Here is a 20,202-nt window from a genome sequence, read left to right as displayed (position 1 = left end):
AGTGCCGACCTGTTAACCACTCGAACCCTCATGCGGGACATGTCTCTCATAAATGCAGATTGTTACTGGTTCGGGCTGGTCTCGCCCTGCCAAGCCTATTAGTTTGCGCGAATTCCAATTGCCTTAACAGAAAAGGATTCGCCCGTGAGACGTTTGCTGTACCTTTTCCCGATACTGGTTCATGTCTGGCTGTTGTTGTTCTCAATTCATGCCAGCGCTTCGGAGTCGCTGGATTTGTGGATAGATGGCCAGGATTACGAAGTTGAGCTGCAAGCCAATAATCGGCTGGTCTCAGCCCTGGGGGCGCACCAGGCACTCGCCTTGGGCCGCCACTTTCAGGGTAAGGTGGCAGTCGACCCGGACAGCTGGGTAAGGGTGTCTCGCCTGCAGAATGGCTGGGAAGGTATGGCCTACCTGTTTGGGCGTATGCATGTGATTGGTGGCCGGCAGGACAGTCAGCAGTTGGTCACTAAGAGCTTTGGGTTTGATGTCGCTCCCAGCTGCGGTGTTGACCATGTACACAGCAGTGCCGTTATTGCTCCTGATCGTGTTCTTACGCCAATGATGGCGCAGGCGGTGTCTGCGAGCTACGACAGCCTCTGTGACAGCCGGGTAGAAGGAGCCTGTCTGTTGCTGGAGCTGGAGGTGGTTTTCGATCTCGAATTCCAGCAACGTTTCCCCGACGACTTCCAGGATCGGGCTGTCAGCATTCTGAATCTGGTGGAAGGGTTCTATTTCGAGCAGTTCGGTATTGCGCTGGATACCCTGAGTCTTACTTTCCTGAAGACGAATACCTTCACCACATCCACTTCAGCGGATGAACTATTGGATGATGTGCGCGCGCAGGTGGCCGGCGGCAGTCTGCCGTTTCAGCAGAATCGGCGCGCCCTGTTGCACCTGGTGAGCGGAAGGGATTTCGATGGAAGTACGGCCGGGCTGGCCTGGGTAGGTAGCCTCTGTAGTAACAGCGGGTATGGTACCGGTGTTACCAACGCGTTTGACTCCAACGTGTTGACCGCTGTCGTCGTTGCCCATGAGCTCGGTCATAATTTCGGTGCCAATCATGATGAGCAGCAGAACAGCTGTTCGACCGGATTCATCATGAGCCCCTGGGCAAACCCGGATGCGACCCGGTTTTCGTCGTGTTCTGAAACCAATCTGATCAATACCATTAACCAGCAACCGGCGCTGGAACAGTGTTTCAATTTTCCGGCCGATACCATGCTCACGGCGGTAACCACAAATCCTGAGAGGATACCGGGACAGAGCCAGTTCCAGGCCTTTTTTGATATTGGCTATCAGAGCGCTTCCGAAAATGCAGATCGATTGGAAGTCACGGGCGAACTGACGGGCACAGACACCCGGCTGGAGATGGTCACCGTTGACAGTGTGCCTTGCGAGATCTCATCCCGGTCCTATAGCTGTTCCGATCTTATCCCCGATGCTCAGGGACACCAGCTCGCGATTCAGGCATATTCAGGTACCGAAGCCAATCTGACCCTGAATCAACGGGTCTCCCTGATCAGCTTGAGTGGTGAAGTACTGGATTTGCAGCCGGCCAACAATACGCTGGAAAGCCGTTTTGAGGTCGCGCCCACCGCGGTTGCGGCTCCTGGTGACCTGGTGGTGACACCGGAGGCCCGGAGTGCGTTTCTGCGATGGCAACCAAGCGAGACCACAGAAGCTGGCTATGTTGTGCAACGTATGGCCCCTGGCGAGACCGCCTATTCCGACCTGCCTGTGACCTTGTCGGCGGGCACGAATCAGTACCGCGATGCGTCTTTGATCGCGACCGGTGAGTATGCGTATCGCGTGGTGGCCGTGCTGGAGGGCGTGCGTTCATTGCCCGGCAATTCAGCGAGCATAAGCTGGAACAACGCCCCTGTTGCTCCCGAGGGGCTGACCGCTGTGGCCGAGGCGGGCCGTGTGCTGCTGGCCTGGACCGAGAATGCTGGTCCTCAGACCGGATATCGGATTGAACGTCGCCGTACAGGAACTGAATATACCCCGTGGCAGTTGCTGGCAACGGCTCCTTACGGTACCGAGAGCTATGTCGATGAGACACCGGTGGCGGGATATACCTACGAATACCGACTGGTTGCTATCAACGGTGGTCAGTTTGCCAGCAGTGAGACGGTTCCGGCAATCATGCCGGAGCTCGAGGAAACCTCGACCGACGAAGACCAGGGTGGCGATTCATCCGGTGGCGGTGGCAGCCTGGGCGCGGGGTGGTTGCTGGTTGCTCTGACGGCCGTGATCGTCAGAAGGAGGCGGTGGTGGAACGTCAGATAACCTGCACAGGCCTGGTGCTGGTGGTGTCATTGCTGGCGGCGGGTTGCGCCGGCGCCGGCAAAGACAATACCCCGGTGCTGGATTTTCAACAGGCTCAGGCCGTTTGGCAAGCCCATGGTATCGACAGTTACGAGGTTACGGTGTGGCAAACCTGTTTCTGCCCTCCCGACCTGCTCCAGCCCATGCGAGTGACTGTGCGCGAGGGAACGGTGATCGATGTTGAAGGTTTGGAACAGCCGATCAACCATCCGGATATTCTGGACCCCAGGCGCCTGACCATTGATGGTTTGTTGGGTGTTATTGATAAAGCCCGGCACAGTGCAGAAACCCTGGTCGCTGAGTACGATCAACGCTATGGGTTCCCGGTACGGCTGGAAGTGGACGGTAGCCCATTCATCGCAGACGATGAATTCTCCTACCGTCTATCGGATTTCCAGCCTTTCTGAGGGACTCAGGTCTCGCTGGCCTGCAATTGTGCGTCACGCTTCGCGTCATTGATATCGGCGCGGGCATGGCGAACCACGCTAACTCCGGCGGTGACGGCCAGCGTACCCATGATGGCTGCGACGATCAGATCTGGCCAGGCACTGCCGGTGCCGAACACGCCCAGTGCGGCGGCCATAACGGCCATATTGCCGATAGCGTCGTTGCGGCTGCAAAGCCAGACCGAGCGCATGTCTGAGTCACCGTCCCGGAACCGGAACAGCATCACGGCAACAAAGACATTGGCGGCAAGCGCCAGCAGCCCCACCATGCCCATGGTCAGTGGCTCGGGCGTGATGCCGCTTTGCAGTACCCAGACGGCCCGGCCCCAGACCACCAGTCCGAACACGGCCATGGTCAGACCTTTTACCATAGCCGCCCGCCCGCGCCAGAGCATCCCCATTCCCAGAACGCTCAGAGAAAGCAGATAGTTGGCGCTGTCGCCAAAGAAATCGATGGCATCGGCCATCAGGGAAACGGACCCGGATTGCAGGCTGGCGAAGCCTTCCACCAGAAACATCACCAGATTCACCCACAGCGCCAGCCAAAGCGCTTTTCGGAACCCCGGAGCGGGAGTTTTGGGTTCAGGTGCAGAACAGGAACACGCCATAGAGACCTCCAATGTTTAAGTGTCTCCATTAAAAACCCTGTAGTTGCTACAGGGTCAACACCTGCTAATCATGATGGCCTGATCCATGAGTGCCTGGTACATGGTTATCCGATGCGGTGGGTTCCGGGAGGGTGGCCAATTCGTCGCTGAGCCCGCCCAGAATCCCACATTCCCGGATGGTCCGCGGGTCTGAACAGGCGTTCTGTAGGTTGACCAGCATCTGTTCCAGGCTTTTCAGTTCGTTGAGCCTGGCCCGCACATGTGACAGGTGTCGAGCCAGCAGAGCATTGACGTCTGAGCAATCGGCAGTGGGTTTTTCAGCCAGCCGGATGAGTTCACGAATCTCGTCCTGCGCCATGTCCAGATTGCGGCAGCGCCGGATGAACAGGAGGCGGTCGAGGTGTTCCTGACGATAATAGCGATATCCGTTTTCGCCGCGCTCTGGCTTGGCCATCAGCCCGATTTTTTCAAAATAACGGATAGTTTCTACCGGAACACCGGCCTGCCGGGACAACTCTCCAATTTTCATGATGTATTCCCTTGAATGCCTGACATCGGTCAACTCTCAGCCCGAAGACGATACTGTCACTATGGTACAGTGGCGCGGTGGTTTCATGGAATGAGGAGGCGACTGTGCTGGAGCGCCTGCAACACCGGCTGGGCTTGCAGACAATACCCGGAGTGTTCTTTAGTTCAGCTGCTATAGCCGCGCTGTTTGTGGCTTTGGCGATTCCTTTTGACCAGGCTGTGGCCAGCAGTTTCGGGCAGTTGACCGGATGGGTGGCCCGTAACCTGGGCTGGTTCTATATCCTGGCGGTGTCTTCGCTTCTGATTTTTCTTCTTGGTCTGGCGCTCAGTCGCTACGGCAGCATCCGCCTTGGGGCGGATGACAGTCGGCCGGACTACTCGAATCTCACCTGGTTCACCATGCTGTTTGCTGCCGGCATTGGCACTATCCTCATGTTCTGGGGGGTGGCTGAGCCGGTGTCCCACTTTGCCAATCCGCCATTTGATGGTGTGCAGGGCGGCACCGAGCAGGCCGCTACCGACGCCATGACCATTGCCCTCTATCATTTCGGCCTTCACACCTGGACCATCTTTGCCATGCCGGGGCTGGCCATTGGTTATTTCTCCTATCGCCACAGCCTTCCCATGCGTATCAGCAGCCTGTTCTACCCGATTCTTGGTGAGCGCACCTTTGGTCCATGGGGCTGGGCGGTGGACGTTATCGCGGTGTTGGGCACGCTGTTCGGGGTGGCGACGTCGCTCGGGCTGGGCACGTTGCAGCTGAACAGTGGACTGAATTACCTGTTCGGTGTTCCTTCCGCGGGCTGGGTTCAGGTTCTGCTGATCACGGTTATTGCCAGCATTGCAGCGACCTCGGTAGCGCTAGGCCTGGACAAAGGAGTTCGGCGGCTGTCCCAGGTGAATATTCTGCTGGCGATTGTCTTGCTGCTGTTTGTATTTGCGGTGGGCCCTACCATGTTTATTGCCGAAGGTATGGTTCAGAGCGTGGGTGATTATTTTGATGCCTTGCCCTGGCTGGCGTTCTGGACAGAAACCTTTCGCGAGTCGGACTGGCAACGCAACTGGACGTTGTTCTACTGGGCCTGGACGATTTCCTGGGCGCCCTATGTGGGTATTTTCATTGCCCGGATTTCCCGTGGGCGAACCATTCGGGAGTTCGTAGCCGGCGTACTGTTTGCGCCAACCGCGTTTACGCTGGTGTGGTTCGGCATCTTTGGTCTCTCTGCCATCAACGTTGAGATGAATGGCCTGGTGGCACTGGCGGATCAGGTGCAGAGGGATCCGTCGGTGGCCATCTTTGCGTTTCTTGATGTTTTTCCGCTGGCGGAGGCGGCTTCTGCTCTGAGTGTGGTCATTATTGTCATTTTCTTTACCACGTCATCGGACTCCGCCTCCCTGGTGATTGATATGCTGACACGCCGGGACGACCAGCCTTCGCTGATTCGCCAACGGATTTTCTGGGCGGCGGCCCAGGGGGTAATTGCGGCCACTCTGTTGCTTGCCGGCGGGCTGGATGCTCTGCAGAACGTGATCACTTCACTTGGTTTACCGTTCTGTATTCTGCTGGTGTTTATGGCGGTGTCCCTCTATCGCGCCCTGCACGCCGATTATCGCGGCTACAGTGTGGATGAGCTGGTGCGAGGCCGCGCCTTCCCGGAAGTGGAAGCCGATTCTGAACCTAAACAGGAGAAAGGTTATGTACCGGAAGCTGCTGATCGCGATTGATCCGAAAGACGACGGGGAGGGCAAGCGTGCACTGGAAGCGGCCCTGAATCTTCTGGAGGAGGGGGGCGAGTTGCACCTGGCCAGTGTCTTCAACCCGGGTGGCAGCGGTTTCTTTCCTCACGTCACCGAAGAAGCACCGGAAGACAAAGAAGAACAGGTGCGGCACCACCTGGATCTGCTGGCCCGGAAATACCTGCCCCTGAACCGGGAGGCGATCCTGCACGTGGTGGCCGGTTCGGCCGGTGAGAAACTGGTGGCACTGGCCGGCCAGCTGTGTGCAGACCTGATGATTCTGGTCTCCCGTGGCGGTGGCAGCCACTGGCCGTTGCGCAAGGCAACGGTGGAGTATGTGTCGGTCAATGCCCCTTGTGCGGTGCTGGTGCTTCCCAGTATGGAGAAAAACGAGAGCGACGGACCTGTCGAGAGCGAGTAAGGCCCTTGTCCATTGGGATCAGAAAAGAGGGAGCTGTGATGCCGGTTCAGAGTCCTGGCTGCCAGTCCTGGGCCGGTTCTGTGTCGGCCCCTTCCGACTGCCATGACGGTTAAGAACCCGGTCCGTCTCTGTCTGGCTCACTTGCCGCTTCCTGAACTCTCCGACCGCCTTGCGAGCCACCCGTGCTGCCTGCTCATGATCACAGACTGGTGAAATATAGGTATTGCCGCCAAAGCGCTGCTTCTGGGCCGGCGTCATCAGCCATGGGGTGTGGATCATCTCCGCCGGGACGCCGGCCAGCTCCGGTATCCAGCGGCGGATGAACTCACCTTCCGGATCCAGTTTCTGGCTTTGCAACACCGGGTTGTATATGCGCAGGGCGTTGATGCCGGTGAGCCCTGATTGCATCTGGGCCTGGGGATAGTGAATGCCGGGCTCGAAATCGGTAAACAGTCGAGCCAGGTGCAGTGCCGGGTCCCGCCAGTGCAGCCATAGCTGATAACTGGCCACCGCCATCAGCATGGCCCGCATGCGGAAGTTGATCCAACCGGTGTGCTCCAGGCTGCGCATGCAGGCATCCACCAGTGGCCAGCCGGTCTGGCCCTCCTGCCAGCGATGCAGTCGCTCGCTGTTGTTTGGTCCGGTTTTCAGGTGCTCCAGTTCCCGATGCATGGCACGGAATTCCAGTTCCGGTTCATCCTCCAGCTTCTGGATAAAGTGGCAATGCCAGTGCAGCCTTGAGCGAAAGCTGGTGAGGCTTTTCTTCTTGCGGGGCAGCGTGTTGCGGTGGTCTCCGGTCTCTTTTGACTGCTGATAGACATCGCGCAGGCTGATGGTGCCCCAGGCCAGGTGAGGGCTGAGCCGTGAGCAGGCGCGAGGTGCGGTAAGCGGTGAGGACATGTTGTACTGATAACCCACGCACCGCCGTTCCAGAAACGAATCCAGCAGGGCAATGGCCCGTTCGCTGCCGCCGGCCTGACGATCCGGGCACGGGCCACCGTTAAGCTGGGCGGGTGCGGGTAAGCTCTGCGGCCAGCCGGAGGTATCCGGCGAACGGATCGCCTCGGGCGCAGGCAGGCGTGTGTTTTTGATGATTTGGTTCCAGTGCTGGTCCCAGTGGTCCCGGTTGACCAGTCGCCGAACGACGCCAAAGCCCTGCCATTCGCGGAATTCAACCTGCTGGCTCTGGCACCAGGCAATCACCGCTCTATCCCGCTGGAAGGTCCAGTCCCCGCCGGTTTCCTGATGGCAGAACACCTGTGTGATGCCGTACTGCTGTTTCAGGTCATCCAGGGTTCTGATGACCTCCCCGTGAGCAATCAGCAGATCACTGCCCAGGCGTTTTAACTGCTTGCGCAAGGATTCGAGAGACTCCGCAACGAACTGCCACTGCCGGCGGGAGGTGTCCGGTTGCTGCCAGTATTCCGGCTCCACCACGTACAAGGGCACCACCGGCTGCCCGGATTGCACAGCGGCGTAAAGTGGGCCGTGATCCTCCACCCGTAAATCCCGTTTGAACCAGACCACGACTGCCATCAGTGCGGCCCCCGATTGCGCCGGCAACGCTCACTGCAGTATTTCACCTGGTCCCAGTCCTTTGCCCACTTCTTGCGCCAGGTGAAAGGGCGGTGGCAGGCCGGGCAGATTTTCTCAGGTAAGTGCGGTTTTTTGTGCATGGGCGGTTTATGGGTTTAACTGAAAGAGGTGTGTGGATATACGTGACTGAGCTTCCAGAGGTTTTGCCATGTCCCGATTCGACGACAACATCCTGCCACCCTCGGTCCTGATCTTCGACTGGCACGGTACCCTGGTGGACACCCATGATGCCATGTTCAGCGCCATGGAGGAGATGTTACCGCAACTGGAAGAGCTGGGCCTCGTGGAGCAGTTGCTGCCTGAAGACCAGTGCCGCACCGAAGACGATGCCCGGTTGGTGCGTTACATTCGCATCTATCGCCGATTGCACCCGCGGATTCTGGCTGAGCGCCGGGTCTCCCGAACGGATATTTTCAACGCCATCTTTGGTGAGAACAAGGCTGCCAAGCTGGTCGCCCATAAAGCCTACAACCAGGCCTACCGGAAGTACTTCGGCCAGGTGAAACCGTTTCAGCCGGGCGCTTATGAGTATCTGTCGGCACTGAAAGCCATGGGAATCAAGCTGGCGGTGTGCACCAACCGCAACCGGGAGTTCCTGGACAGGGAACTGCAGATTGTCGACGAGGGCCGCTGGCTGCATTTGTTCGATGCCACCGTGTGTGCTGACGACGTCACTGAATACAAGCCGGATCCGGAGGTGATTCTCAAAGCGCTGGAAAAGCTGTCGATCCAGGCGGATGACCACGTCTGGTATATCGGGGACAGCTATGTGGACATGCTTACCGCACACCATGCCGGTGTGGCTGGGGTGTTCTACAACGGTGCCTGCTGGGAGCCCGACCGGATCAGCAGCTGGTTCACCAAACGGGACGCCCCGACCGCTGTTCTCGACAGCTTTGAAGATCTGATGGACCTGCTCGCCCTGCTGGAGCGTGAGCATCCGGAAGCGTTTGCCGCCAGCCCGGCAGAGGTGCGCCCGAAACCCTTCCCGGCTCCGGAGCGGCCTGAGCCCCGCATTGAGCCGGACTGGCACCCGGCGGTGGTGAAACTGATTCGCCCGGCGGTGATCCTGTTCGACTGGCACGCTACTCTGGTGGATACCCTTGATGCCATGTACCACGCGGTGGATGACATGCTGCCGGATTTCCACAAGCTGGGGTTGATGGACCGGATGGTGGCGCCGGAAGACAGCAAAACCCCGGAAGATGCCCGCCTGGTGGCTTACGTGCGGGAGTTCGCCAAACTGCACCCCAAGGTAAAGGCTGATCGTAAAATCTCCCGCACCGATATTTTTGAAGTGCTGTTCGGTGAGGATCAGGACGCCAAGCAGGTTGCCCACAAAGCATTCAATCATCACTACCGGAATCACTATGGCACCGTGAAAGCCTTCGAGCCCAGGGTGCGGGAAATGCTGGAAGGGCTGCGCAAGCTGGGTATCCTGGTGGGCGTGATCACCAACCGCGACCGGGAGTTTTTCGAGCACGAACTGGCGGCGGTGGAAGATACCGGCTGGACACACCTGTTTGACGTTAACGTGTGTGGTGATGATACCCCGCTGCGCAAACCCCACCCGGATCAATTGCTGCTGGCAGTGCAGAAGCTGGATTACCCACCGGACCCCAGTGTGTGGTACGTGGGCGACTCTACCACTGACATCATTGCGGCCAAACGGGCCGGTATGAGCGCGGTGTTCTTCAACGGCGCCCAGTGGGATTTGCCGTGGCTGAACCGGATTTTTCCCGGTACTCACAAACACCCGGACAAACCGGATGTAGTGGTTAACGATTTCTCCGAGTTTTGGGCTCTGGTGCTGGCCTGCGAAGTCGGGCCTCCCTGACTCTGGAAGATGTTGGTTATTCTGCCGAGCCGGGGGCGGGGGGATTGTGAAGAGCGTGTTCGATGTCGAGCCCGAGTACCAGCACGCCTTCGAGTCCGTTGTTGAGTTTATTCAGCGGCACCGGAAAGCTGACCATCACCTGGAAACGGGCGGTGGAGGCATCGTAGCGAATCGGCGAAATCCACATGTCGCGCTTTCTCTCAACGCCTCGGTCGGTTTCAAGGGCGATTTCCTGAACCTTGGGCTCGTCGCCCTGCCAGTAGTCTGAGGACAGGCGGCTCATGGCGACCAGCGCCCCGGCTTTGTCGGTCAGCAGTACCTCGGTAACGAGTGGCGAGTGGCTGGCCTGCCAGGCTGTCATTGCCCGGGAAGCCGGCAGCTCAAGTATTTCGCCAGCCAGCGGTGTCGGATGGTGGGGTGCCAGCGCTTGCCAGAGCGTGTCCTTGGTCAGGATATCGGTCAGGTTGTCATAGGTCGGCCCCTGGTAGATGGCATTGGTCAGATTGATGTTGCCGGAGAGATCAGCCATCAGTGCTTGCGCCAGCCCCTGAACCTCAGACGCTTCCTGTTCGGACAATTGCATACTGGGCATTTCACAGCCGGCAAGGTGTGCGTTAAATCCGGACAGGAAGCGAGGGTGGTCCGCAGAAAAGCGAGAGCTCACATACAGGTGCAAAGGCGCATACCGAACAAAATCAGAATTCAGTGACCAATCTACCCCGGATTTCTGGTTCTGCAGGTATTTCATGGCACGCTGATCCATCAGGGCGAGATCAATCCGCTTTCGAACCAGCAGTGCCGGAAGCTGCTCAGCCCCGGTGACCGTGATAAAGGGTTTCAGGTCATTGTTTTCCAGCCAGAGGGCTTCATTGCTGCCACCGACCACGCCAATTCTTGCAGTGCCGGGGTCCGGTTTGGCTTCAGCGGTGAAAAACCAGTGCCATTTCTCCAGGGCGACCGGGTGCGAGCGAACGGCGGATTGGTCCAGTTCCTCGGACGGCCCGACGGCATAGTAGCCGTCCACCAGGTTGCGTTCCAACGAGTAACGGGCCCGGCTTTGCGGCATCAGACTGATCCTGGCCTGAAATCCGGACTTGTCCAGGGCGCAGCGGATGGTTTCCGTGGTTTCACCGGTAACCACTGGAATCTGGGGTTCCGCATACTGGTAAGGCGGCGCCAGAAAGGTATAAAGGCTGAAGCCATGGTGGTCTGCCCTCACGCTCAGTGAGGCCATAACAAGGCTCAATCCGATAATCAGGCTGCGGGTATCCATCTGCGCACTCAAGCGTCCAGATTGCTGACAATGGTAAGAGCATAGCAGTCATAATCCCGCTTTTCCGTACCTCATTCGGCGTAGTCGGATCACAGTGTTTCGATATTGGCCAGAACCCAGTCTGCCCTTGCCCGCAGGGCTTCCCGCCGTTCTGGCTTCTGCTTGTCCCAGTTCCGGTACATCATGGTCATTCGTGGATTGTTGGCAAAATCCTCCCGGTGCCGGTCAATGAAGTGCCAGTACAGGCTGTTGAACGGGCAGGCGCGGTCTCCGGTAGCGTCCTGCACCCGGTAGTGACAGTTCTGGCAATGGTCAGACATGCGCTGGATGTATTTGCCGCTGGCGGCGTAAGGCTTGGAGCCGAGGTAGCCGCCATCGGCGTGCATCACCATGCCCAGGGTGTTGGGCAGTTCCACCCAGTCGAAGGCGTCGATATACACTGCCAGGTACCAGTCACAGATGGCTTCCGGTTTCACCCCGGCCAGAAGGGCAAAGTTACCGGTGACCATCAGTCGCTGGATGTGGTGGGCATAGGCGTTGCGGGCCGTGGCATCGATGGCTTTATGCATGCAGCGCATCTTTGTATCGCCGGACCAGTAGAACCAGGGCAGCTCCCGAGTATTGCCCAGGCGGTTTTCCCGGGCGTAACCGGGCATCAGCAGCCAGTAGATGCCGCGCACGAATTCCCGCCAGCCGATGACCTGGCGGACAAAACCTTCCACCGCATTCAGCGGTGCCCGGCCGGCGTGCCAGGCCCGTACCGCTTCTTCGCAGACCTCCATGGGCTCCAGCAGCCCGGTATTCAGGTAGGGCGACAGAATGGAGTGGAACAGCCAGTCTTCGTTGTCTGACATGGCATCCTGGTAGTCGCCGAAGCAGGGCAGGGCAAAGTCGATAAAATGGGCAAGCGCCTGGCGGGCCTGTTCGGCGGTAACGGCATAATGGAAATCATCCGTGGTGCCGAAATGTTCCGAAAAGTGCTCGTTCACCAGTTCGATCACTTCGGTGGTGATGGTATCCGGCTCCTCCCGGAACGGAGTCGGAGCAGGCGGCTTGCCGGTCCATTTCTTGCGGTTATCGGCGTCAAAGTTCCAGTGGCCACCTTCCGGCTGGCCATCTGGCGTCATCAACAGGCCGGTTTTCTTGCGCATCTCCCGGTAGAAGAATTCCATGCGCAGCTGCTTTTTGCCGTAGGCCCAGCGGGCGAACTCGTTAATGGCGCACACGAAGCGGGTATCCGGCCGGATTTCCACGGGGATGCCCAGTGTTTTGTGCCAGCGGCTGATCTGTTCGTGTAAACGCCACTCACCACATTCTGTAGTAATGACTCGCTCCGGTTGGTATTTCCGCACCAGCTCCGCTATTACCTGTTCAATAGACTGTGCCGGATTGTCCGGGTGATAGCGCTGATAGTGAACCCGCCAGCCATCCTCCTCCAGTGCATCGGCAAAGTGCCGCATGGCGCTGAAAATGAACACCAGCTTCTTCTTGTGATGGTTGGTGTAGCTGGCTTCACTGTGGACCTCGGCCATCACGACCAGGTCGTTGTCCTTGTCTGCACCCTCAAGGGCAGAGAGACGGTGGCTGAGCTGATCACCCAGGATCAGGATGAGATTGGCCATGACGGGCTCCGGCTGAGTTTATCCTTTAGAGGTAGGCAGAATACGCCATGGGCGCAAGGGTGGTTCATTGGGTATGCTGGTACACTCAGCTGATTCGCATCAAATCGTGCCAGCCGCCGGTCAGGCATAATGCGCGCTTTCCGGCATGCCGATCCTATTCGACGTTAGAGTTTTACTATGGCTTCTGATACCGCTACAGCAAACAATCTGCCCGCTTTTATCTGGGATGAGGCGCTCATCCGCCGTTATGATCTGAGCGGACCTCGCTACACATCCTATCCAACAGCGGTGGAGTTCACCCCGAACTATTCCATTGAAGACATGGTCAAGGCGGCTGGCCGCAGCAAGGCCGCTGGCGGGCCCATCTCGCTGTATACTCACCTGCCGTTCTGTGCGCACCTTTGCTACTACTGCGCCTGCAACAAGGTGATCACCAAGAAGCGCGACAAGGCCATGCCCTATGTGGAGCGGGTACTGAAAGAAGCGGCCATCCAGTCGAAACTGTTCGGTGCCGACCGCCCGGTCAAGCAGCTGCACTGGGGTGGTGGTACACCTACCTTCCTGCCCAGGGATGTGATGCAGCACCTGATGGCCGGTTACGGTGAGCTGTTTAACCTGCAGTCCGGCGACGACCGGGACTACAGTGTCGAAATCGATCCCCGGGAAGTGGACGAAGATACCCTGTCCACCCTCTGGGAGCTGGGCTTCAACCGTATCAGCCTGGGCGTGCAGGATGTGAATCCGGAAGTGCAGAAAGCGGTGAACCGTATCCAGCCCCGGGACATGACTGAGTCGGTATTGAACGAAGCGCGCCACATCGGCTTCCGCTCCATCAACCTGGACCTGATCTACGGCCTGCCGTACCAGACTCCGGAAAGCTTTGCCGAAACCCTGGAATCGGTGATCGAGATGTCGCCGGACCGGCTTTCGGTGTTCAGTTACGCGCATCTGCCGGACCGTTTCTATCCGCAAACACGGATTCAGGCCGATACTCTGCCCAGTCCGCAGCAGAAACTGACCATCCTGCACAACACCATCAATCGTTTGCTGGAAGCTGGCTACGAATACATCGGCATGGACCACTTCGCCAAGCCGGACGACAGCCTGGCGGTGGCCCAGCGCGAAGGCCGCCTGCATCGGAACTTCCAGGGATACACCACTCACTCGGATTGTGACCTGGTGTCCCTGGGTGTCTCCGCCATCGGCCAGACCGACGACGCCTACTTCCAGAACAACCACGACCTGCCGTCCTGGGAGGCGTCCATTGATGCTGGCCAACTGGCGATTATTCGTGGCGTGGGCCTGACCCGCGACGACCGCATCCGCCGCTGGGTGATCGGGCAGCTGATCTGCCAGTTCCGACTGGACCGCAAGCAGTTTGCCGAACAGTGGAATGAAGATTTTGACCGCTATTTCGCGGATGAAATAAACCGCCTGAAGCCGATGATTCAGGACGAGTTGATTGCGGATTCCGGTTCTTTGCTGCAGGTTCAGCCAGCCGGTCGCCTACTGATCCGGGCCATTTGCCAGATCTTCGATCTGTACCGCAAGGAAGGGGCGAGCCAGCGGTTCTCCAGAATTATCTGACTGGAGAACAATGAGCACAAACGCAAGAGGGCTGCCACATGGCAGCCCTCTTGCGTTGTCGTGGAGGGTTTTCTGATCAGGCCACTTTGAACTCATTGGCCAGATCCTGTAGCTGTCGGGCCAGCCGCGCCTGCTCCTGGGTGACCTCGGTGATTTCCTGGGAGCCGGTCAGGGTCAGGAGGGCAGCTTCGCTGACAGATTCCATATTACCCGCCAGTTCGCGCGTGACGGCAACCTGCTGTTCCGACGCAGTGGCAATCTGGGTCGCCATATCGGAAATGCTGTTCACGTCCATCAGAATGTCAGCAAAGGTCTGTTCCATCTCCGAGGCTTGCGCGCTGGTCTGGTCGGCCAGTTTGTGGCTGGTGATAATTGAACGGCTGGCGTTGTCGGTGATGGTCTTGAAGCCGTTGATGATATCTTCAATCTGGGTAGTGGATTCATGGGTTTGCTGCGCCAGTGTGCGAACCTCATCCGCCACTACCGCAAAGCCTCGTCCGTGCTCGCCCGCCCGGGCGGCTTCGATCGCTGCATTCAACGCCAGCAGATTGGTCTGGTCGGCCACTTTCCGGATAACATCAACCACATCGCTGATGGTCGTGCTGCGTTGTTCCAGTTCTTCGATAACCTGGTTGACGTCCTGTACTGATTTCGCCAGTTCCCGGATCTGGGAGACACTGGTGTGCAGCACCTTCTCGCCGGTCTGGCTTTTCTCCATAGCCCGGCTGGAGGCGTCCGCCACCTGCTGGGTGTTGTGAGAAATCTCCTCTGAGGTTGCCGACATTTCTTCGGTGGCAGCGGCCACCTGCTCGATCTGTTGTTGCTGGTTCTTGATCTGTGAGGAATTCTGGCCCGCGGTTGAGCTGGTTTCCTCGGTGGCTGTGGCCAGCTGTACGCTTGCCTTGTCGATTTGCAGCAAAGCCTCGCTAAAACGGCCAAACAGTTCATTGATTGCTTCGGCTATGGTGCCCGTCTCGTCCTTGCTGGAGACCGGAATCGCCTGCGACAAGTCCTTGTTGTCCATGGCGTTTCGAACACCTTCCAGCAGCTGATTCACCTGCTGATGAATGGCGCGAATAATCACGGCCATTAACAGAACCACCAGAACGATTGACGCCGCGGCAATGGCCGATGCCCAGATCAGATTGCTTCTGGCGGCATTCACGCCAGCGGTGCCCAGTGCTTCAACCTGTGACAGCATATCAGTGCGGATGCCGTTAATGGCCTGGATGCGGTTGGTAGAGGCTGAAAACCAGTCACTGGCTTCCAGGCCGTACATACCGGAAGGGCTGCTCAGAAGCATATCTCGCTGATCCAGCATTTTTCGGTGCTCGGCGGTTTCGGGAAATGACTCAATCCGACCACGGATATCCGAATTTGCACTCAGCATGGCGATTGCGGTCTGGAAATACGCTTGCTGACGCCCTGACAGGGCCGCTATTTGCCCAACTGCAGGCAGGGCGAAGTTGCCGCTGCGCACCAGTGACGCCCCTGCAGCCCGTTCACGGCCTGCCATTTCGGCAGCTTCGGCAAGGGCAAGGTAGGCATTGATCTGCCGGGCAAGCTCGGGCTCAGATGCCCGGCGCACCAGCAACGGAATACGGTTAACGATTTCCATGATCAGGCTGGTGTAGCGGGCGCCGGATTCGGCACCAGCCAACACCCGGTTATCAATATCCCTGCGCAGACTGGTTAGATTGCCAATGTCCCGCTGGAATTTGTCGACGCTTGCCTGAATGCTGCTGTCAAAACGGGCTTCTTCAGCCAGTGCCTCGATTCCGTTCTGGTAGGCGCTCAGGTTCCTGTCGGTATTTTGTCTCTGGGATTGAAGATTGCGGGTTGCCTCGCGTTCGCCGTCAGAATCCGGGGCGCTGGAAATAAACACGGCCGAACGGCCCCGTTCTTTCTGCAACTCCTCTACCAGCGGATCCCCAAGCTCAGCCAGCCGAACCAAGGTATTGAGCTGTTGCATGTTGTCCAGGTCATCCATATTACGGGAGATGCTCTGGACCGCGAAAAATACAATGACCAGCAGCGCAGGCAGAACCAAAGTAATCAGCTTGCCTCGCATGGAGAGGTTGTTGATAAAAGTCATGGGAGGGCCTCGTCATTGAGAATGGCGTCCATTGTGGACAAGTGTAGCAGTTCAGACCATTGACGCCTTGGGGTAGCTGAGGGGGTAGATTTCCACATGTAAGTGCTTGTAATAAAAAGTTAAAGCAATGAGTTTCAGGAAGTTTTGGTTCAGGTAGGGGTTAATACGTAGAGTACTGCCAAAGGGGTATTTGACCGGTTTCGGTCAATCCGCTGACAAAGGTCAAGGTGGGCTAAGTCGCTGACCGGTAAGGTGCACGGCAACGTGCTCAGCGGAGAAAACCATGGAACTTGTATGCCCGGCTGGTAGCCTTCCCGCCCTTAAAACCGCCGTGGACAATGGAGCCGATGCGGTCTATTTCGGCTTCCGGGACAGTACCAACGCCCGCCAGTTTGCTGGCCTGAATTTTAACGACAAACGTGCAGCCGAGGGCATTGAGTACGCTCATTCAAAAGGCAGTCGTGTGTTCTGTGCCATCAATACCTATCCGCAACCGGATGGCTGGGAACACTGGAAAGCCGCGGTAGATCGTGCCGCCGGCCTTGGAGTGGATGCCATTATCCTGGCCGATATGGGACTGCTGGATTACGCTGCAAACAGGCACCCGGATATCCCCCGGCATTTGTCGGTTCAGGGTTCTGCCACCAGCCATGAGGCCCTGTCGTTCTACAAAGACAACTTTGATATCCGCCGGGCAGTGCTGCCGCGCGTGCTGTCTCTGGATCAGGTTCGGGGTGTGGCCAAGCATAGCCCAGTGGAGCTGGAAGTTTTTGCCTTCGGCAGTCTGTGCATTATGGCGGAGGGTCGCTGCTACCTGTCTTCTTACCTCACGGATGAATCCCCCAACACCCGGGGTGCCTGTTCACCGGCCAAGGCCGTGCGCTGGCAGGAAACCCCTCAGGGCCTGGAATCCCGCCTGAATGAAGTGCTCATTGATCGCTATGGCCCCGGTGAAGCTGCCGGTTACCCAACCCTGTGCAAGGGTCGGTTTGAAGTGGAGGGCAGCGTGTACCACGCCATCGAAGAGCCGGTAAGCCTGAATACCATGGATCTTCTGCCGGAGTTGAAGGCGCTGGGTATCAGCGCAGTGAAAATCGAGGGCCGCCAGCGCAGCCCGGCCTACATTGCAGAGGTTGCCCGAACCTGGCGCCAGGCCCTGGACCGGGTTCAGACCACCCCTGACAGCTTTGCTGTAGACAGTGCCTGGAACCGCACTCTCGCCGGCCTTTCCGAGGGTGGCCTGACCACCATCGGGGCCTACCATCGCAAGTGGAAATAAGGTTTTGCCCGCTATGATGAAACTCTCTCTTGGCCCGATTCTGTGGTTCTGGACCAAGCAGTCCGTATTCGATTTCTATGCTAACGCTGCGGAGTGGCCAGTAGATACCATCTATCTTGGCGAAGTGGTGTGCTCCCGCCGACGCGAACTGAAGCCCGATGACTGGCTGGACCTGGCCCGGGATCTGAAGGCTTGTGGCAAGAACGTGGTGCTTTCCACATTGACGCTGATCGAATCCGAAGCGGATTTGCGGCGACTTCGTCGGTTTTGCGAACAGGATGAGTTTCTGGTGGAGGCCAACGACCAGAGTGCCCTGCAGGTGGCGATCCGCAACAAGATTCCGTTTATTACCGGCCCGTCCATGAACATCTACAACGTGGCCACCCTGAAGATCCTCGCCAGGCAGGGCTTGCAGGGCTGGAACCTGCCGGTGGAACTGGGCAAGGAAACCCTGGAGCAGCTGATCCGGGAGCTGAAGGCCGACGGCCTGGATCTGCCCGCCGAGGTATTCTCCTGGGGCTTCCTGCCATTGGCCTGGTCGTCTCGCTGTTTCACTGCCCGTCATTACAACCTGCCTAAAGACAACTGCGAATTCCGTTGCCTGGAGCATCCAGATGGCATGGAACTGCGTTCCCGGGAAAGCCAGGAACTGTTCCGGATCAATGGCATTTCCACGCTCTCCGGCTCGCGCTACGACCTGATGAGGGAACTACCGGAGATGGAGCGTATGGGTGTCAGTACCGTGCGACTGAGCCCGGAACATCAAGGGATGGAACAAGTGGTCAAACGCTTTGATCAGGTGCGCCGGGGGGAAGTGCTGGTCGCCGACCCGCTGCAGCTGGTGGAGGCCCCGCCATGTAACGGGTACTGGTACGGCAAGCCGGGAATGGATCTGATCGTAAAGTCTGTGTAAAGCCCGTTGAGCGTTGATTGAGGTCAATAGATAGCCGATGTACCAGGAGTAGCTTGCTAGGGTACTCAAACTGCATTGGGGTTTATTGTTATGGCTCGCGTCCCGCTATTTTTCTGGGGTCTGACTGCTTTGGTCGGCGTCCTGTGGTTTGTTTCCGACAGCCTGTGGGTTTCCCCCTTCGCTTACTTTCCGTTCCGCTCTGTGTTTGTGCAGTTTTCCGGCATTCTGGCCGTAGTGATGATGGCGGTTGCGTTGGTACTGGCACTGCGTCTCCGGTCTCTGGAGCGTTGGGTTGGTGGCCTGGACAAGGTGTACCGGCTGCACAAATGGCTGGGCATTGGTTCACTGGTGCTGGCTACGTTGCATTGGTGGTGGGCCAAAGGCACCAAGTGGATGGTGGGCTGGGGCTGGTTGGAGAAGCCGGCCGGCAAAGCGGCCGGACAGCAACTTACCGGCCTGGAAGCCTGGTTCAGGGGGCAGCGGGGGCTGGCAGAAACCCTGGGAGAATGGGCTTTCTACGCCGCGGCCGTATTGATTGTGCTGGCATTGGTAAAAGCCCTTCCTTACCACCTGTTTCGTAAAACACACAAACTGCTGGCGGTGGCTTTTCTGCCTCTGGCCTGGCACAGCTTTATCCTGATGAAGTTTGATTATTGGGCGGCGCCGATTGGCTGGCTGACCCAGTTCGCTGTTGTCGCCGGCAGTATCGCAGCGGTTTTACTGCTGCTTGGCTGGCCGGGTAAGGTCCGGAAGGTGCCGGGGGAGGTGGTTTCGGTAACCCGATATCCGGAGCTGAGAGTTTTCGAGTTTCTGGTGAGGGTCGACCAGGGCTGGTCCGTCCATAACCCCGGGCAGTTTGCCTTTATTACGTCGGATGCTGCGGAGGGCCCTCACCCTTATACCATTGCTTCAGACTGGAACCCGGAAACCCGGTGTCTGAAATTCGTGGTCAAGGAACTGGGGGACCATACCCGCCGGGCCAGCCACCGGATCTGTGAGGGCATGTCGGTTACACTGGAGGGGCCCTATGGCAGTTTTGATTTTGAAGATGATTGCCGCACCCAGATCTGGGTAGGCGCGGGCATAGGGATCACGCCGTTTATTGCCCGGATGGGGCGCCTGGCCAGCAAACCGGATAATCGTACTATCTACCTGTTCCACCCCACTGCCGATGTCAGCGAGGAGGCTCTGGCAAAGCTGCGGGCGGATGCCGAAGCCGCGGGCGTTAACCTGGTTATACGATGCAGTTGTACCGAAGGCCGACTGACACCGGAGGAAATTCGCGATGCGGTGCCGGATTGGCAAGGTGCCAGCCTGTGGTTCTGCGGCCCGGTGGGCATGGCCCGGACCCTGTTTAATGAATTCCGCAGATGGGGCCTGCCTGCCCGGCGGATGCATCGGGAGTTTTTTGAGATGCGGTAAATGCGTTATGTCATGACGGGTTTTGAATTCATAAGGGGTGAAGGCTAGGCTCAAGGACACCATTAGCCGGTTGGGAGGTTTCTATGGACATCCGCCTGAAACGAGCTTACGACTACGCTGCCCGCTCAGATGGCCCGCGTATTCTGGTGGATCGCATCTGGCCCAGGGGCGTTGCCAAAGAAGACGCAGACATTGCCCATTGGCTGAAAGGGCTTGCGCCATCTTCAGAATTGCGGAAGTGGTTCGGCCATGACCCGGACAGATGGCCCGGGTTTCGAGACCGCTACTTCAAAGAGCTCAAGTCTGATGGGGCCGCAGAGGACCTGGATTTGTTCCGGCAGATCCTCAAAGAGCACAAACGCGTCACGCTGGTATTTGCCGCCAAAGATACCGACCATAATAATGCGGTGGCGTTGCGGGATTTTGCGTTGAGCGACCAGCTCTGAGGCAGCCCGCTCTCTGATTTAAAACAACTACATTTATTGGCAGTTGAACTATGCTCAAGAC

Annotated in this window: 17 protein-coding genes; 10 read left to right on the top strand and 7 right to left on the bottom strand. The window is 58.0% G+C overall.

What is annotated here, in order from left to right; all coding sequences use genetic code 11:
- The first annotated feature begins 144 nt into the window (after nucleotides 1-144).
- Together OZ656_RS15990 and OZ656_RS15985 are read left to right on the top strand one after the other, a co-directional pair.
- Nucleotides 145-2,292, top strand: coding sequence for a M12 family metallo-peptidase (locus OZ656_RS15990; RefSeq protein WP_153740645.1), 2,148 nt, complete (start codon nucleotides 145-147; stop codon nucleotides 2,290-2,292).
- Nucleotides 2,277-2,738 carry a DUF6174 domain-containing protein gene (locus OZ656_RS15985; RefSeq protein WP_011786552.1) on the top strand — a complete coding sequence of 154 codons (462 nt, stop codon included), beginning with the start codon at nucleotides 2,277-2,279 and terminating at the stop codon, nucleotides 2,736-2,738. The genes OZ656_RS15990 and OZ656_RS15985 overlap by 16 nt, the downstream gene beginning before the upstream one ends.
- A gap of 5 nt (nucleotides 2,739-2,743) precedes the next feature.
- Here the strand turns inward: OZ656_RS15985 and OZ656_RS15980 are convergent, their stop codons facing one another.
- Both OZ656_RS15980 and cadR read right to left on the bottom strand, forming a co-directional pair.
- Nucleotides 2,744-3,385, bottom strand: coding sequence for a cation transporter (locus OZ656_RS15980; protein WP_022990837.1), 642 nt, complete (start codon nucleotides 3,383-3,385; stop codon nucleotides 2,744-2,746).
- 64 nt (nucleotides 3,386-3,449) lie between these two features.
- Nucleotides 3,450-3,914 carry a Cd(II)/Pb(II)-responsive transcriptional regulator gene (gene cadR, locus OZ656_RS15975; RefSeq protein ID WP_041655025.1) on the bottom strand — a complete coding sequence of 155 codons (465 nt, stop codon included), beginning with the start codon at nucleotides 3,912-3,914 and terminating at the stop codon, nucleotides 3,450-3,452.
- A 104-nt stretch (nucleotides 3,915-4,018) separates the two neighbouring features.
- On the opposite strand from cadR, the gene OZ656_RS15970 reads away from it, so the two are divergent.
- Entirely contained in the window at nucleotides 4,019-5,638 is a 1,620-nt protein-coding gene (locus tag OZ656_RS15970; protein ID WP_278350459.1) for a BCCT family transporter, read from the top strand.
- The gene (locus tag OZ656_RS15965) at nucleotides 5,610-6,071 is read left to right on the top strand and encodes a universal stress protein (RefSeq protein ID WP_023008590.1); all 462 of its coding nucleotides are present in this window, start codon (nucleotides 5,610-5,612) and stop codon (nucleotides 6,069-6,071) included. Before OZ656_RS15970 ends, OZ656_RS15965 begins: the two co-directional genes overlap by 29 nt.
- Nucleotides 6,072-6,089: 18 nt before the next feature.
- Here OZ656_RS15965 and OZ656_RS15960 read toward each other — a convergent pair whose 3' ends face one another.
- On the bottom strand, nucleotides 6,090-7,607 hold the full coding sequence (locus OZ656_RS15960) for a deoxyribodipyrimidine photo-lyase (protein WP_278350458.1): 1,518 nt from the start codon (nucleotides 7,605-7,607) through the stop codon (nucleotides 6,090-6,092).
- The gene (locus tag OZ656_RS15955) at nucleotides 7,607-7,747 is read right to left on the bottom strand and encodes a DUF2256 domain-containing protein (RefSeq protein ID WP_011786546.1); all 141 of its coding nucleotides are present in this window, start codon (nucleotides 7,745-7,747) and stop codon (nucleotides 7,607-7,609) included. Before OZ656_RS15955 ends, OZ656_RS15960 begins: the two co-directional genes overlap by 1 nt.
- A gap of 68 nt (nucleotides 7,748-7,815) precedes the next feature.
- On the opposite strand from OZ656_RS15955, the gene OZ656_RS15950 reads away from it, so the two are divergent.
- The gene (locus tag OZ656_RS15950) at nucleotides 7,816-9,504 is read left to right on the top strand and encodes an HAD-IA family hydrolase (protein ID WP_278350457.1); all 1,689 of its coding nucleotides are present in this window, start codon (nucleotides 7,816-7,818) and stop codon (nucleotides 9,502-9,504) included.
- Between the two features lie 16 nt (nucleotides 9,505-9,520).
- Here OZ656_RS15950 and OZ656_RS15945 read toward each other — a convergent pair whose 3' ends face one another.
- Nucleotides 9,521-10,777, bottom strand: a complete 1,257-nt coding sequence (locus OZ656_RS15945) for a hypothetical protein (protein ID WP_153740653.1) — start codon at nucleotides 10,775-10,777, stop codon at nucleotides 9,521-9,523.
- Nucleotides 10,778-10,866: 89 nt separating this feature from the next.
- Entirely contained in the window at nucleotides 10,867-12,399 is a 1,533-nt protein-coding gene (locus OZ656_RS15940; RefSeq protein ID WP_153740654.1) for a cryptochrome/photolyase family protein, read from the bottom strand.
- A gap of 177 nt (nucleotides 12,400-12,576) precedes the next feature.
- On the opposite strand from OZ656_RS15940, the gene hemN reads away from it, so the two are divergent.
- Entirely contained in the window at nucleotides 12,577-13,986 is a 1,410-nt protein-coding gene (gene hemN / locus OZ656_RS15935) for an oxygen-independent coproporphyrinogen III oxidase (RefSeq protein WP_153740655.1), read from the top strand.
- Between the two features lie 76 nt (nucleotides 13,987-14,062).
- On the opposite strand, the gene OZ656_RS15930 is transcribed toward hemN, so the two are convergent.
- Nucleotides 14,063-16,081, bottom strand: coding sequence for a methyl-accepting chemotaxis protein (locus OZ656_RS15930; protein ID WP_278350456.1), 2,019 nt, complete (start codon nucleotides 16,079-16,081; stop codon nucleotides 14,063-14,065).
- 283 nt (nucleotides 16,082-16,364) lie between these two features.
- Between OZ656_RS15930 and OZ656_RS15925 the strand changes: the two genes are divergently transcribed.
- The 4 genes from OZ656_RS15925 to OZ656_RS15910 all read left to right on the top strand — a co-directional run bounded on the left by OZ656_RS15925 (nucleotide 16,365) and on the right by OZ656_RS15910 (nucleotide 20,141).
- Nucleotides 16,365-17,360 carry a peptidase U32 family protein gene (locus tag OZ656_RS15925; RefSeq protein ID WP_011786540.1) on the top strand — a complete coding sequence of 332 codons (996 nt, stop codon included), beginning with the start codon at nucleotides 16,365-16,367 and terminating at the stop codon, nucleotides 17,358-17,360.
- A gap of 13 nt (nucleotides 17,361-17,373) precedes the next feature.
- Nucleotides 17,374-18,273 (top strand): U32 family peptidase, encoded by a 900-nt coding sequence (locus tag OZ656_RS15920; RefSeq protein WP_023012250.1) that lies wholly within the window; start codon nucleotides 17,374-17,376, stop codon nucleotides 18,271-18,273.
- A gap of 90 nt (nucleotides 18,274-18,363) precedes the next feature.
- Complete coding sequence (locus OZ656_RS15915) at nucleotides 18,364-19,695, top strand: ferric reductase-like transmembrane domain-containing protein (RefSeq protein WP_278350454.1); 1,332 nt, start codon at nucleotides 18,364-18,366, stop codon at nucleotides 19,693-19,695.
- Between the two features lie 83 nt (nucleotides 19,696-19,778).
- The gene (locus OZ656_RS15910; protein ID WP_278350453.1) at nucleotides 19,779-20,141 is read left to right on the top strand and encodes a DUF488 domain-containing protein; all 363 of its coding nucleotides are present in this window, start codon (nucleotides 19,779-19,781) and stop codon (nucleotides 20,139-20,141) included.
- Nucleotides 20,142-20,202 lie beyond the last annotated feature (61 nt).

Origin of the sequence: Marinobacter sp. LM1 (genome assembly GCF_042763285.1) — a bacterium.
GTDB classification, from domain to species: Bacteria; Pseudomonadota; Gammaproteobacteria; order Pseudomonadales; family Oleiphilaceae; genus Marinobacter; species Marinobacter nauticus.
This window is presented reverse-complemented; position numbering and strand designations above follow the sequence as displayed.